The sequence below is a fragment of the Pseudomonas granadensis genome, from assembly GCF_900105485.1.
In the GTDB taxonomy this organism is placed as follows: domain Bacteria; phylum Pseudomonadota; class Gammaproteobacteria; order Pseudomonadales; family Pseudomonadaceae; genus Aquipseudomonas; species Aquipseudomonas granadensis.
Genome location: NZ_LT629778.1, coordinates 5874094 through 5888885, shown reverse-complemented (window position 1 = coordinate 5888885; position 14792 = coordinate 5874094). Strand labels below are relative to the sequence as shown.

The window sequence follows — 14792 nt, the reverse complement described above, 5'->3', positions numbered from 1 at the left end:
AGTTTCAACTTCACCCTTGTAGACCGTCCTGCCCACCCCCATATTGGGGCGACTGACGCGTGAAGGAATCCAAATTGAGCGAACTTCTCAACCGCCGCCTGGCTCTGCTCGGCGAGCGCGCTAACCTCTCTCTGCTCGAGCAGTGCCTGCACGGTATCGAACGTGAATGCCTGCGCGTGACCAGCGAAGGTCGCCTGGCGCAAACGCCGCACCCCGAAGCCTTGGGTTCCGCGCTGACCAACGAACAGATCACCACCGACTACTCCGAGTCGCTGCTGGAATTCATCACGCCCGCCCTGCCCGACCCGGCCGATACCCTGGCGAGCCTGGACAAGATTCATCGCTTCGCCTACAGCAAACTCGGCGACGAGTACCTGTGGAGCCCGTCGATGCCGTGCCCGTTGCCGGCCGAGGAAGATATCCCGATCGCCTATTACGGCACCTCCAACATCGGTCAGCTCAAGTACGTCTACCGCAAGGGCCTGGCCCTGCGTTACGGCAAGACCATGCAATGCATCGCCGGGATTCACTACAACTTCTCGCTGCCCGAACAGCTCTGGCCGCTGCTGCGTGAAACCGAGGGCTTCGTCGGCACCGACCGCGATTTCCAGTCGGTGTCGTACATTGCGCTGATTCGTAACTTCCGTCGCTACAGCTGGCTGCTGATGTACCTGTTCGGTGCCTCGCCGGCGCTGGATGCGGGTTTTCTGCGCGGTCGTTCGCATCAGCTCGAACAGCTCGATCCGGACACCTTGTACCTGCCGTACGCGACCAGCCTGCGCATGAGCGACCTCGGTTACCAGAGCAACGCCCAGGCCGGTCTGACGCCGTGCTACAACGATCTGGCGAGCTACACCGACAGCCTGCGCAAAGCCGTGGCCACGCCGTACGCGCCATACGTTGAAGTCGGCACGCACAAGGATGGCGAGTGGGTGCAGCTCAACACCAACATCCTGCAGATTGAAAACGAGTACTACTCGAACATCCGCCCGAAACGCGTGACTTATACCGGCGAGCGGCCGATCCAGGCCTTGATGGCACGCGGCATTCAATACGTCGAAGTGCGTTGCCTGGACATCAACCCGTTCCTGCCGATGGGCATCGACCTGACCGAGTCGCGCTTCCTCGACGCGTTCCTGCTGTACTGCGCGTTGAACGACAGCCCGCTGCTAACCAACACTTCGTGCAGTAACGCGACCTCGAACTTCCTCAGTGTGGTCAAGGAAGGTCGGCGTCCGGGCCTGCAATTGCAGCGCGACGGCCAAGCGGTCGAGATGAAGACCTGGGCTGCCGAACTGCTCGAGCAAATCGCTCCGCTGGCTGCGCTGCTCGATCAGAGCCACGGCGGCGATGCGCACAGCAAGGCGCTGGATGCGCAACTGGCCAAGGTCAGCGATCCGTCCCTGACGCCGTCCGCGCAGGTCCTGGCGGCGATGGCCGAGCACAAGGAAAGCTTTGCGCACTTCTCGCTGCGTCAGAGCCAGGCCCATGCGGAGTTTTTCCGTAGCGAGCCTTTGGCGGCGGATGAGCAGGCGAAGTTCGAGGAGGTGGCGCGCTCATCACTGGCGCACCAGGCAGAGCTGGAGCAGAACGAGGTGGGGGATTTTGATGTGTTTGTCGGTTCGTATCAGGCAAGCATCCTCGCAATCAGCAACTGAAGAGCCCCTTGAAGAGCCCCTCACCCTAACCCTCTCCCGGAGGGAGAGGGGACTGACCGCGGTGTTGGTGCGACGTACGTAAACCTGCAATACCGCGCCGAACTCAAGACTTGAAAAACATGAAGATCGGCTCCCTTTCCCCCTCGCCCCCCTGGGGGAGAGGGGACTGACCGCGGTGTTGGTGCGATGTACGTAAACCTGCGATACCGCGCCGAACTCAAGACTTGAAAAACATGACGATCGGCTCCCTTTCCCCCTCGCCCCCTGGGGGAGAGGGGACTGACCGCGGTGTTGGTGCGACGTACGTAAACCTGCAATACCGCGCCGAACCCAAGACTTGAAAAACATGAAGATCGGCTCCCTTTCCCCCTCGCCCCCCTGGGGGAGAGGGCTGGGGTGAGGGGGCAAAGATCTAACGTCGAACGAATAAATCCGAACCGCCCACAACCTCCTCGCGCTTAGATTTTTCCGCTCATAAGCTCATTCGAAAAAGTTATTTATTTCAAGATTCTTAGATCATTTAGTCTCCATCCACGCCGACGCTCGGTCGCCTGATATGGAGCTCTTCAATGAAACTGAATGTCCCGCTTCGCCTGCTCGCCGCTGCCACTCTGGCTGCCGCAAGCTTTCTGGCGCAGGCTGCCGATCTCACCGTCGCCTACCAGACCACCGTTGACCCGGCAAAAGTTGCCCAGGCCGACGGCGCTTACGAAAAAGCCACCAAAGCCGATATCGCCTGGCGCAAGTTCGACAACGGCGCCGACATCATCGCCGCCATCGCCTCCGGCGACGTGCAGATCGGTTACCTCGGTTCGAGTCCGTTGACCGCCGCGATCACCCGCAAAGTCCCGGTGCAAACATTCCTCATCGCCACGCAGATCGGCGCCGCCGAAGCACTGGTTGCGCGCGATGGCTCCGGCATCAAGACGCCGCAGGATCTGATCGGCAAGAAAATCGCCGTGCCGTTCGTTTCCACCGGGCACTACAGCCTGCTCGCTGCGTTGAAGCATTGGAACATCGACCCGTCGAAAGTCACCGTGCTCAACCTCGCCCCGCCCGCGATCATCGCCGCCTGGAAACGTGGTGACATCGACGCCACCTACGTCTGGGATCCGGCACTCGGCGTGGCCAAGGAGAACGGCAAAGTGCTGATCACCTCCGGCGAGCTGGCCAAATTTGGCGCGCCGACTTTCGATGCGTGGATCGTGCGCAAAGACTTCGCCGAGAAGCATCCGGACATCGTCACCGCATTCGCCAAGGTCACCCTCGACGCCTACGCCGACTACCGCAAGGATCCGCAAGCCTGGCTGGCGAATCAGTCCAACGTCGACAAGCTAGTCAAGCTGTCGGGCGCCAAGGCCAGCGACATTCCATTGTTGCTGCAAGGCAACGTCTACCCGCTGGCGGCAGATCAGGTCAGTGACCTCGGCGCGCCGACCACCAAAGCCATCACCGACACCGCCGCGTTCCTCAAGGAGCAAGGCAAGGTCGAAGCTGTGCTGCCGGACTACGCGCCGTACGTCAGCGCCAAATACATCACCAACTGATCGGGAGTAGACAGCGATGGCCTTGCTACAGCTGGAGCGCATCAGCGCACAGTACCCGGGCAGCCCTGAGCCGGTGCTGGCGGATATTTCTCTGACCCTCGGGCCGCAGCAGTTGCTGGTCGCCCTCGGCCCGTCCGGCAGTGGCAAGACTTCGCTGTTGAACCTGATTGCCGGTTTCGTCGAACCGAATGCCGGGCGCATCACCCTTGACGGTGTGCCGGTCAAAGGCCCGAGCGCCGAGCGTGGTGTGGTGTTTCAGGACGACGCCTTGCTGCCATGGCAGGACGTGCTGGCCAACGTTGCGTTCGGACTGGAACTGGCCAATGTCGCCAGAGACAAACGCGAAAAAATCGCCCGTGAAATGCTCGCGCTGGTGGATCTCTCGGGGTTTGAGAGCCGCCGTATCTGGCAACTGTCCGGCGGCCAGAAACAACGTGTCGGCCTCGCCCGCGCGCTTGCCGCTGACCCGCGCGTGTTGCTGATGGACGAGCCTTTCGGCGCCCTCGACGCGTTCACTCGCGAGCAGATGCAAGAGCTGTTGCTGCAAGTCTGGCAGCGCACAGCCAAGCCGGTTTTCCTGATTACCCATGACATTGAAGAAGCAGTGTTCCTCGCCACCGACCTGATTCTGCTGGCACCGAATCCGGGGCAGATCGTTGAGCGCCTGCACCTGGATTTTGGTCAGCGTTATGCCGCTGGCGAGTCGGCCCGCGCGATCAAATCCGATCCGCGCTTTATCGAAACCCGCGAACACGTGCTGAGCAAAGTGTTCTCGCAACGCAGCGCCGGGCAACGGCAGGAGCGCGCATGAGCAGTTACGACGTTTCCGCGGCGGCGGTGAAAACATCCTCGGTGGTCACCCCGGTGCGCCGCAGCCTGAGTACACGCTGGATCAGTCTGCTGACGTTGTTCGCGTTGCTGGCGATCTGGTGGGCGGTGACGGCCACTGGATTGATCGAACCGCTGTTCCTGCCACCACCGTCTGCGGTGTTGCAAAAAGGCTGGTTGCTGGCGACCACTGGCTACATGGATTCGACCCTGTGGCAGCACCTGGGCGCGAGCCTGAGCCGCATCGGTCTGGGCCTCGGCTTTGGCATTCTGACCGCCGTGCCGGTGGGCATCGCCATCGGCGCCAATCGCATCGCCCGCGGCGTGCTCGACCCGCTGATCGAGTTCTACCGGCCGATTCCGCCGCTGGCTTATCTGCCGCTGATCGTGATCTGGTGTGGCATCGGCGAGTTGTCGAAAGTGCTGCTGATCTACCTGGCGATTTTTGCGCCGATTGCCATCGCCACTGCGACCGGCGTACGCACGGTTGATCCGGCGAAATTGCGCGCTGCGCAGTCTCTGGGGGCGACCCGTGCACAACTGATTCGCCATGTGATTTTACCCAGCGCCCTGCCGGACATTCTCACTGGGGTGCGCATTGGTTTGGGTGTCGGCTGGTCGACCCTGGTCGCCGCTGAATTGATCGCGGCGACCAGTGGCCTGGGCTTCATGGTGCAATCGGCCGCGCAGTTTCTGGTCACCGATGTGGTGGTGCTGGGGATTCTGGTCATCGCCCTGATCGCCTTCGCCATGGAAATGGGCCTGCGCGCCCTGCAGCGCAAGCTGGTGCCATGGCATGGCCAGGCGCACTGACAAGTTTTCTGCGAATCCCCTGTTGGCCTTCGCCTGCTCGCGGTTGTGGTGTGTCATTCACCACAGCGTTGACTGCCAGCCTGCAATCGCGAGCAGGCGAAGGCCTACCAAAGCTTGAACCCCGAATTTGAAGAGTACGACCATGAGCAGCCTCACCATCACCCCGTTAAGCTTGGCCCTCGGCGCACAGATCAGTGGCGTCGACATCAGCCAGCCACTGAGCCTGGAACATCGCGATGCCATCGAGCAGGCGCTGCTCAAGTATCAAGTGCTGTTCTTTCGCAACCAGCCAATCGAGCCGCCGCAACAGGCGCGCTTCGCCGCGTATTTCGGCGACCTGCACATTCATCCGATCTACCCGAACGTGCCCGAACAGCCCGAAGTTCTGATCCTCGATACCGCTGTCACCGATGTACGCGACAACGCCATCTGGCACACCGACGTGACCTTCCTGCCGACCCCGGCGATGGGCGCGGTGCTCAGCGCCAAGTTGCTGCCGGAGTTCGGTGGCGACACCTTGTGGGCCAGCGGCATTGCTGCATATGAGGCGCTGTCGACGCCAATGAAAGGCTTGCTTGAAGGGCTGACCGCGACTCACGATTTCACCCGTTCGTTTCCGCGGGAACGCTACGGCAACACGCCCGAGGCGCTGGCACAGTGGGAAGAAGCGCGACGCAAGAATCCGCCGCTGTCGCACCCGGTGATTCGTACGCATCCGGTCAGCGGCCGGCGCTCATTATTCGTCAATGAGGGCTTCACCTCGAAGATCAATGAACTGGCGGAGACCGAGAGCGAAGCGATTCTGAAGTTTCTGTTCGCCCACGCAACGCGGCCGGAGTTCACCATTCGCTGGCGTTGGCAGAAGGACGATATTGCGTTCTGGGACAACCGCGTGACCCAGCATTACGCGGTAGACGATTACCGCCCGGCGCGACGGGTGATGCAGCGGGCGACGGTGTTGGGGGATGTGCCTTTCTTTCGCTGAGCCCTGAACAGCAAAAGCCCCTCACCCTAACCCTCTCCCGGAGGGAGAGGGGACTGACCGAGGTGTTTGTACGAGCTACACCGGCCGGAAATGTCGGGTTGAATTCAAGTATTGAAAATCATGAAGATCGGCTCCCTTTCCCCCTCGCCCCCCGGGGGGAGAGGGGACTGACCGAGGTGTTTGTACGAGCTACACCGGCCTGAAATGTCGGGTTGAATTCAAGTATTGAAATCATGAAGATCGGCTCCCTTTCCCCCTCGCCCCCCGGGGGGAGAGGGCTGGGGTGAGGGGGTTGGATCTTGCTGACCCAACCCAATCTTCATCACTCCGCCGTCGAAGGCTTCTCCCACAGATTGATCCCGCCCTCCTGGGCGAACCGGTCAATCTCCGCCAGCTCCTCAGCGCTGAAATTCAGATTCTTCAACGCGCCGACGTTCTCGATGATCTGCTCCGGCCGGCTCGCGCCGATCAGTGCCGAGGTCACCCGTGGATCACGCAGCGTCCACGCCAGCGCCAGTTGCGCCAGGCTCTGCCCGCGACGTTTGGCGATCTCGTTCAACGCCCGGACGTGAGCAATGTTGGCCTCGGACAGGTGCGAAGCCTGCAACGAGCCGCCGCCCGGACGGTTAACCCGCGCATCCGCCGGTACGCCGTTGAGGTATTTGTCGGTGAGCAGACCTTGCGCCAGCGGGGTGAAGGCAATCACGCCGGTGCCGAGTTCTTCGGTGGTGTCGAGCAGATCCTTTTCCACCCAGCGATTGAGCAGGTTGTACGCCGGTTGGTGGATCAGCAGCGGTACTTTCCACTCTCTCAACAGTTCGGCCATTTCGCGGGTTTTCACCCCGGAGTACGACGAGATGCCGATGTACAAAGCCTTGCCCTGCTGCACAGCCGTGGCGAGAGCGCTGGCGGTTTCTTCCAGTGGGGTGTCCGGGTCGAAGCGGTGCGAATAGAAGATATCGACATATTCCAGCCCCAGGCGTTGCAGGCTCTGGTCGAGGCTGGCCAGCACGTATTTGCGCGAACCGCCGCCCTGCCCGTACGGGCCGGGCCACATGTCCCAACCGGCCTTGCTGGAGATGATCAGCTCATCGCGGTACCGCTGAAAGTCTTCACGCAGCAGACGACCGAAATTGATCTCGGCACTGCCGTACGGCGGGCCGTAGTTGTTGGCGAGATCGAAGTGGTTGATGCCCAGATCGAACGCAGTACGCAGCAGGGCCCGCTGGGTGTCGATCGGCGTGCTGTCGCCGAAGTTGTGCCACAGGCCCAGCGACAGCGCCGGCAGTACCAGACCGCTGCGCCCGACGCGGCGGTAAGGGATGGAGTCGTAGCGGTTTTCGGCAGCGGTGTAGGTCATCGAATGCTCTCTTATCTGTCTTGTCTGAATTCTGCAAGGTCGTGCCGACCTTATCGCCAGCAGGCTGGCTCCCACAGGGACCGCATTGCTGCTGGAAAACCAATCCCTTCGAGCAGGCTGCCATCCAGTGTGGGAGCCAGCCTGCTGGCGATTGACCGCGAAGCGGTCACGCAAATCTGTTTTTCGGTCGCGCCAGACCGAGGTTCTGGCGCAACGTCCGGCCTTCATACTCCGTTCTGAACAGTCCACGCCGCTGCAGTTCCGGAACCACGCCGTTGGCGAAGTCCTCCAGCCCGCCAGGCAGGTGCGGCACCAGCAGGTTGAAACCGTCCGCCGCGCCTTGTACGAACCACTCCTGCAACTGATCAGCGATCTGCCCGGGCGTCCCGACCAGACTGTAATGCCCACGCCCGCCGGCAATTTTACGACCCAGTTCAGCAAGGCTCAGTTGCTCGCGCCCCGCCAGCTCGGTCAGTAATGTCTGCCGGCTCTGCTGACCGCTTTGCGTCAGTGGTAACTTCGGTAATGGCCCGTCCAGCGGATACTTCGACAAATCGAAGTTGCCCAGCATACGCCCAAGCAAGGCCACGCCCACCTCGGGTTCGACCAATTGCTGAAACGCTTCACACTTTTCCTGCGCTTCGGCTTCGGTACGGCCGACCACGACGAAAACGCCAGGCATTATTTTCAGCGAATCGGCGCTGCGACCGTACCGAAGCAAGCGCCCCTTGAGGTCGGCGTAGAACGCCTTCGCGTTGGCCAGAGAAGTCTGTGCGGTGAACACCACTTCAGCCGTCTGCGCGGCCAACTCACGTCCGGTTTCGGACGAACCGGCCTGGATAATCACCGGTTGCCCCTGCGGCGAACGGGCGACGTTCAGCGGTCCTTTGACCCGAAAGTGTTCGCCGACATGATCCAGCACGTGCAATTTTTCCGGCTGGTAATACGCGCCGCTAGCCTTGTCTCGCACAAAGGCGTCGTCCTCCCAACTGTCCCACAGGCCGGTGACCACTTGATGAAATTCGCACGCGCGGCTGTAGCGTTCAGCATGGCCGATATGTTCGTCGCGACCGAAATTCAGCGCTTCGGCGGCGTTGTCCGAGGTCACCAGATTCCACCCCGCTCGCCCGCCGGACAAATGATCCAGCGAAGCGAATTTGCGCGCGACGTGGTACGGCTCGTTGTAACTGGTGGTCGCCGTGGCGATCAGGCCGATGTGCTCGGTCACTGCACTGAGGGCCGAGAGCAAGGTCAGCGGTTCGAAATGATCGGAGCGCGCCATGCGACTGGCGACGTCGTGGGTCGGCGCGGCGACGCTGTCGGCGACGAACAGCGCATCGAATTTCGCCGCTTCGGCAATCTGCGCCAGCCGCTTGTAATGGGCGAAATCCAGCCCGGCATTCGCCGGCACATCGGCATGCCGCCAAGCGGCTACATGATGCCCGGTGGCCATGAGAAACGCGCCGAGTTTCATCTGTCTGCTCATCTCAGAAATCCTTGCGCAGTTGCACGCCAAAATAGCGCTCGTCGTCCCGAGGCACCGCGCGGTAGATGTAGCTGCCGCCACTGGCGAGCAACGGCGAGTACGACTTGTCGGCGAGGTTCTTACCGAGCACCGCAACACGCCAGCCGTTGCTGTAATCGGCCAGTGCGACGCTGGCGTTCCACAGCCCATAGGCGCCCTGTTTGGTATCGGGGTTCTGGCTGATGTCGTACTGCACTTCGCTTTGCCAGCTGTAATCGGTGCCCAGTTCGATGTCCAGACCGTTATCCAACGGGATGGCGTAATCGGCGCGCACGTAACTTTTCCAGTCCGGGCTGAAGGGCAGCGGTTTGCCGTTGACGTTGCACGACGCCGCCGCACCGGCCGGGCAGGCGAATTCGTCGATGCGTGCGCGGGTATAGGCCAGCGCACCGGAAAACTTCAGTTGCTGGGTGGCCTGCACGGCGTAATCGAGTTCGACGCCTTCGGTGCTGACGCTGCCGGCGTTGATCAGGCGCGTCACCACCTGCCCGGCGACGGTGTCGAAGAAGTTCGCCTGATAGTTATCGTAGTCGCTGTGGAAAATCGCCAGGTTGGTCGTCAGGCGATTGTTCCAGGTGGTCGCCTTGATGCCCGCCTCCCATGTGTTGGAGGTTTCCGGTTTCAGCGCTTCGGTGTCGCGCGGCTGCATGTTGAAGAACACGTTGTAGGCCGGGCCTTTGTAGCCGCGCGAATAAGTCAGGTAAGTGGTGACCGTATCGCTCAGGTCGTACTGCACACCGAGACGCCCGGACCAGCCGTCTTCATCGACCGAACCTGAACTGCGGGTCGCCGGCTGGATGCCGCTGACCGTGGTCGGCGAAGTGGAAACGCGACGATGATCATATTCCAGATCATCGTGGGTATAGCGCAGGCCGGCGATGCCGCGAAAGTCTGAAGTGAAGTTCAGCGTGCTCTCGCCGAACAGCGCATAACTGTCGCTGGTAGTGCTGTAATCGGCGACGCCACGGTCAGTGCGCACGGTGGTCGTCAGCGTGCGCTGATAGCTCTCGTCGTCCTTGCCGTGCATGTAGAACAGGCCGCCAACGTATTCGAGAAAATCACCCTTTGGCGAGGCCAGACGCAGCTCCTGCGAATACTGGTCGAACGCCAGATCGCCCTCGTCCGCCGTGCCAGGAAACGTTGCGGTCACGCTGCCGAGACGATCGCCGTCCTGATATTGGGTGTTGTCCCAGCCGCGCCATGCAGTGATCGAAGTGAGGGTGTAATCGCCCAGTTGCCAGTCGAACTGGCCGGACAGGCCTTTGTTGATGTCTTCGATGTGAGAGCGGGTGTCGGTGTTGATGTCGCGGTTGTGGCTGGTGGCATTCACCGGGCTCAGGGCATTGCTGAAGGCCGGCGTCAGGGATTGGCTGACCACGCCATTGGGCGCATCGTCGTGGGACTGCATGTAGTCGGCGATCAAAGTAAATGTGACGTCGTCGTTCGGCGTGAATTCAAGTTTGCCGCGCACGCCGCGATGGTTGTAACCGTTGACCTCCTGGCCGTTGTGCTGGTTATCGACGTTGCCATCGTAGGTGCCGAACAGCGTGCTGATCGAGCCTTTCAGGGTGTCCGGGATCAGGCTGCCGCCAATGCCGAAACGCGTGCGGCTTTCGTTGCCGCTGTAGTACGACTGTTCGGCGTAACCATGCGTCTGGTTAGTCGGCGCTTTGCTGGTGATGTTGAGCACGCCGGCCGAAGCATTCTTGCCGAACAGCGTGCCCTGGGGGCCGCGCAACACCTCGACGCGCTCAAGATCAAGCAGATCAAGCGTGGCCTGACCGGGACGCGCATACACCACGCCGTCAATGACGGTGGCGACAGTCGGCTCAACGCCGGGCGAGGTGGAAATCGTGCCAACACCGCGCACGAATAACGAGGTGTCCTTGTTCGAGGCGCCGGTGCGGAAATTCAACGAAGGCACCTGCTGAACGATGCTCGCCACGCCGTTGCGGTTATCGCGCTCAAGCTGCTCGCCGTCAATCACCGAAACCGCGACCGGGATTGTTTGCAGCGACTCCTCACGGCGGGTCGCGGTAACGGTCACCGACTTCAGCGTCGGCTCCTGATCGCGGCTGTCAGCCGCGAATGCGTTGGGCAACGGCAGCGCCGCCAACCCTGTCAGTAACCAGCCAGCGGCGCGAATCGACTGCGCCAGTTTGTGTCTCGCCCCAGGAATGTTGTGCATGTTCTGCCCGCTCGAAATTGGCCCTGATCCGCTGCCGTTCTGCGACGACAGCGCCTGATTCGGTGTCTTGAGCATTCGCTCGAGCGAGTAGCAGACAACGCGCCTTGTTAGCGCTAACATCGGCAGTATTGGCAACTCGGCCATAGAGCGTCCAATACTGAAAAATTACTTTTATATGCAATTTGGTTTTTAACAAGGAGCGACGCGTGAGCGCAGACAAGCCCCGCAAACGCCGTGGCGCCGGCCGTGTGACCCTTGATGCCGTCGCGCGCGCAGCTGGCGTTTCGGCGATCACCGTATCGCGCTATTTCAACCAGCCCGAGCAGGTTTCGCCCGAGCGCCGCGAGCGCATTGCGGCAGTGGTGGCCGAGTTGGGTTACGTGCCGAATCTGGTCGCCGGCGGTCTGGCTTCAGCGCGCGGAAAAATTGTCGGTATGGTCATCCCGAACATCTCCGGGCCAATCTTCGCCAATACTTTGCAAGGCTTCAGCGACACCCTCAGCCGCCACGGTTATCAGCTGTTGCTGGCGTCGAGTTACTTCGATGTCGAACAGGAAGAAAACGCCGTGCGCGCGTTTCTCGGCTGGTCGCCGGCCGCGCTGGTGCTGACCAGTCACTTTCACAGTGCAGGCACGGAAAAGATGATCGCCGAAGCGGATATCCCGGTGATTGAAACCTGGGATTACCAGCCGGATCGCGAGCCGATGCAGATTGGCTTTTCGCACTTCGAGGTGGGGGTGACGGCAGCAACGCATCTGCTCGAAAAAGGCTACCAGCGCATCGCCTTCGTGCAGAACAGTGCGCCGGGGGATTTCAGCGCACTGGAACGCCGCGACGGCTATGCCGCGACCCTGCGCAAATCGGGCCTGGATCCGTGGGTCTTCGCACCCGACGCCGACCGCGCACCGTTCGATGCCGGCAAACAGGCGATGGAGGCGCTGATGAACGCTTCACCACGCCCCGACGCAATCTTCTTCGCCAACGACAACCTCGCCGCCGGCGGCCTGCTCGCCGGGCAACGCGCAGGCCTGAAAATCCCCGAAGACTGCGCCGTGCTCGGCTTCGGCGACTACCCCTTCGCTGAAATGCTCCTGCCCAGCCTGAGCACGATCAAACCACCGGCACTGGAAATCGGCGAGCTCGCCGCAACCCGCGTACTGGAAAGCCTCGGGATACTGCCGAGCGACGAAATACAGCGGCTGAATCTGTTGCAGTGCCAGGTTATCGAGCGGGAAAGCACCTGATCCCGGATTTCCTGCGTACATAGATTTATGTTCAACCTAGGTCCATTGTGGGAGCGAGCCTGCTCGCGATAACGCTCTTTCAGGCAATAAACATCCACCAGACAGACCCCGCCATGCACACCGCCATCATGATTTTCTTCGGCCTGGTCCTGCTCGCGCTGATGCTCTACATCGGTGAGCGCATCGGCTTCAGTCGGCAAACCATGGCCTACGGCTTCGCCGCGCTGTGGCTGGCGTTGACGTTGATCAATGGCGCGGTGGGGGTGGTGCATGCCGGCCAATCGGTGGGAGCGGAGATTGCGCTGGGCAGTGCGGTGCTCGGCGTGCCGATGGCGGCGATGGTGTTGTTCATGGTGCTGAGCGCCGAGTCCTGAACAGACCCGACGCTCAGGCGCCGATCAACGCACCAGGTGCAGGAACTGCATGTGCCGTTCGTACTGGTCGAGGATGTCGTTGATGATCTGCTCTTTGGTGTAGCCGACCAGATCGTAATCCTGACTGCCCTCGCTCAAATGCACTTCGGCGCGATAGTAGCGGCGGTTGTTGAGTTGTTTCGAACCCATGCCTCCGCGCGCAAACGACGGCGTGAAGTAACCGCGCATCTGTACTTGATAAATGAACGGATGCTGCTCGCCATGGCCGATTTCCAGGCTGACGCTGTCATGCGCCGGGTCTGGTTGGGTGACCACGTTCAAGCCCTTCTCAACGAACACCGCCGTGACTTCTTCTATCGCCGGGCGCACCGTGGTGTCCATGAAGCGATACACCTCGTCCCGCGACGGGAAATGCACTGCCTGGCTCAGGCGCTGGCGCCAGCCACCGGTGCCACGCCGCGAACCGGAAACCGGCGCCAGCGAATGCAACTGCGCAATCTGCTTCTGCGACTCCAGATAGAACGCCTTGTGCAGTCCCCACATCATCAGCAGCAGAATCAGCGAGAACGGCAACGACGTGAGTACCACCGCTGACTTCAGTGCATCGATGCTTCCGGAGAACAACAGCGCACTGGTGATCAGCGCAGTCATCGCGCCCCAGAACACCCGCAGCCATTTCGGTCCGTCTTCGTCCGGGTTACCGCCCTTGGCCGACAGCGTCGAAAGCACGACAGTGCCGGAGTCCGCCGAGGTGACGAAGAACACGAAGCTGATGAACACCGTCACCGCGATCACGGTTTTGCTCCACGGATAGGTTTCCAGCAACAGATAAATGCTCATCGACGGGTTGTCGATGGCCGACATGCCCAGCGCGCTCATGCCATGGTTGAGCACTTGATCGAGCGCGCTGTTACCAAAAATCGACATCCACGCCAGGGTGAAACCGAGCGGAATCAACAGCACGCCGAAGACGAATTCGCGGATGGTGCGGCCACGGGAAATCCGTGCGATGAACAGGCCCACGAAAGGCGACCAGGCAATCCACCAGGCCCAGTAGAACACCGTCCAGCCGCCGAGCCAGTCGCTCGGTTTGTCGTAGGCATACAGGTCGAAGCTCTTCATCGGCAAGGCGCCGAGATAGTCGCCAAGGTTCTGGATCAGGGTGTTGAGCAAGTGCTGGGTCGGCCCGGCGAACAACACGAACAGCAGCAGCGCGCAGGCCAGCAGCATGTTGATGTCGGACATCACCCGCACGCCTTTATCCACACCGGAAACAGCAACGATGATCGCTGCGCCCATCATCAATGTGATCAGGCCGACCTGAATCCACTGGGTGTGAGCGATGCCGAAGAGATAGTCGAGACCGGAGTTGAGGTGCAGCACGCCAAAGCCCATGTCGGCACCCAGACCGAACACCGTGGCGATGATGCCGAAGCCATCGACCGCGTAACCGATCGGGCCGTTGATGCGTTTGCCGATCAGCGGATACAGCGCCGAGCGCAGCGCCAGCGGCAGGTTGTGACGGTAAGCGAAATAGGCCAGCGCCATGCCGACGAAGGCGAACACGCCCCAGCCGTGCAGGCCCCAGTGCAGAAACAGAATCTGCATCGCCTGACGCGCCGCATCCGCGGTACCCGCCTCGCCTTGCGGCGGCTGGATCATGTGCGTCAGTGGCTCGGATACGCAGAAGAAAAACAGCGTGATGCTGATCCCGGCGGCGAACAGCATGCCGGCCCAGGACAGATAACTGAATTCGGGCTCGTCGTGGTCGGCACCGAGTTTTATCTTGCCGTAGCCCGATAAGGCGGTGACCACCACGAAGATCAGATACACCGTCATCGCGAGCATGTAATACCAGCCGACCGTGTTGGCCGCCCAGTTCTGCGCTTGCAGCAGCCAGGCGCCGGCCTGCTCGGGCATGGCGATAACGACAAGGCCAAACAGCAGAATGACCGTCGCGGCGAAGTAGAACACCGGCGGATTCATCCGCACCAGACCGCTGGCGGGGGTAGACGATGCACTCATGAAACGTGCACCTCGAGGGGTTGAAACATGGCTGAAATGATCGGACTCAGCAAAGGCAAGCCTCCTGTTGTGAGCGGGCAGCGAACCACCGGTTTAACTTGAATGAACGTTCAAGTTAAACATGGATAGGGTGGTAAGGACTAATCGCCGGGCTGGGCGGTAGTTTTCCTATAGCGGCCCGAGGAGGGGTATGACGCGGGATTCGGGGGATTCGTTCATTGCTCCGGTTACAGAATCAAAAGCCC

11 protein-coding genes are annotated in these 14792 nt (G+C 61.1%); 7 read left to right on the top strand and 4 right to left on the bottom strand.

Translation table 11 applies throughout. From position 1 onward, the window contains the following. Window positions 1–74 precede the first annotated feature (74 nt). From gshA to tauD, 5 genes are all read left to right on the top strand, one after another. Window positions 75–1658 (top strand): glutamate--cysteine ligase, encoded by a 1584-nt coding sequence (gene gshA, locus BLU52_RS26285; protein WP_090288285.1) that lies wholly within the window; start codon window positions 75–77, stop codon window positions 1656–1658. A 569-nt stretch (window positions 1659–2227) separates the two neighbouring features. Then, on the top strand, window positions 2228–3205 hold the full coding sequence (gene tauA / locus BLU52_RS26280) for a taurine ABC transporter substrate-binding protein (protein ID WP_090288283.1): 978 nt from the start codon (window positions 2228–2230) through the stop codon (window positions 3203–3205). A 16-nt stretch (window positions 3206–3221) separates the two neighbouring features. Continuing rightward, window positions 3222–4016 carry a taurine ABC transporter ATP-binding subunit gene (gene tauB, locus BLU52_RS26275; protein WP_090288281.1) on the top strand — a complete coding sequence of 265 codons (795 nt, stop codon included), beginning with the start codon at window positions 3222–3224 and terminating at the stop codon, window positions 4014–4016. Beyond that, a complete protein-coding gene (gene tauC / locus BLU52_RS26270) occupies window positions 4013–4846 on the top strand; it encodes a taurine ABC transporter permease TauC (protein WP_090288278.1) in 834 nt (277 codons plus the stop codon). The genes tauB and tauC overlap by 4 nt, the downstream gene beginning before the upstream one ends. A 142-nt stretch (window positions 4847–4988) precedes the next feature. Next, complete coding sequence (tauD, locus tag BLU52_RS26265; RefSeq protein ID WP_090288276.1) at window positions 4989–5831, top strand: taurine dioxygenase; 843 nt, start codon at window positions 4989–4991, stop codon at window positions 5829–5831. Window positions 5832–6153: 322 nt separating this feature from the next. On the opposite strand, the gene mgrA is transcribed toward tauD, so the two are convergent. From mgrA to BLU52_RS26250, 3 genes are all read right to left on the bottom strand, one after another. Further along, window positions 6154–7191 carry an L-glyceraldehyde 3-phosphate reductase gene (gene mgrA, locus BLU52_RS26260; protein ID WP_090288274.1) on the bottom strand — a complete coding sequence of 346 codons (1038 nt, stop codon included), beginning with the start codon at window positions 7189–7191 and terminating at the stop codon, window positions 6154–6156. Between the two features lie 166 nt (window positions 7192–7357). Next, window positions 7358–8677 carry an LLM class flavin-dependent oxidoreductase gene (locus BLU52_RS26255; RefSeq protein ID WP_090288272.1) on the bottom strand — a complete coding sequence of 440 codons (1320 nt, stop codon included), beginning with the start codon at window positions 8675–8677 and terminating at the stop codon, window positions 7358–7360. A 1-nt stretch (window position 8678) separates the two neighbouring features. Further along, window positions 8679–10904 (bottom strand): TonB-dependent receptor, encoded by a 2226-nt coding sequence (locus tag BLU52_RS26250; protein WP_090288701.1) that lies wholly within the window; start codon window positions 10902–10904, stop codon window positions 8679–8681. A 206-nt stretch (window positions 10905–11110) separates the two neighbouring features. Here BLU52_RS26250 and BLU52_RS26245 point away from each other — a divergent pair, with 206 nt between their 5' ends. Together BLU52_RS26245 and BLU52_RS26240 are read left to right on the top strand one after the other, a co-directional pair. Continuing rightward, complete coding sequence (locus BLU52_RS26245) at window positions 11111–12148, top strand: LacI family DNA-binding transcriptional regulator (RefSeq protein ID WP_090288270.1); 1038 nt, start codon at window positions 11111–11113, stop codon at window positions 12146–12148. 113 nt (window positions 12149–12261) lie between these two features. Then, window positions 12262–12522, top strand: a complete 261-nt coding sequence (locus tag BLU52_RS26240; protein ID WP_090288267.1) for a hypothetical protein — start codon at window positions 12262–12264, stop codon at window positions 12520–12522. 24 nt (window positions 12523–12546) lie between these two features. On the opposite strand, the gene betT is transcribed toward BLU52_RS26240, so the two are convergent. Next, complete coding sequence (gene betT, locus BLU52_RS26235; RefSeq protein WP_167359944.1) at window positions 12547–14508, bottom strand: choline transporter BetT; 1962 nt, start codon at window positions 14506–14508, stop codon at window positions 12547–12549. Window positions 14509–14792 lie beyond the last annotated feature (284 nt).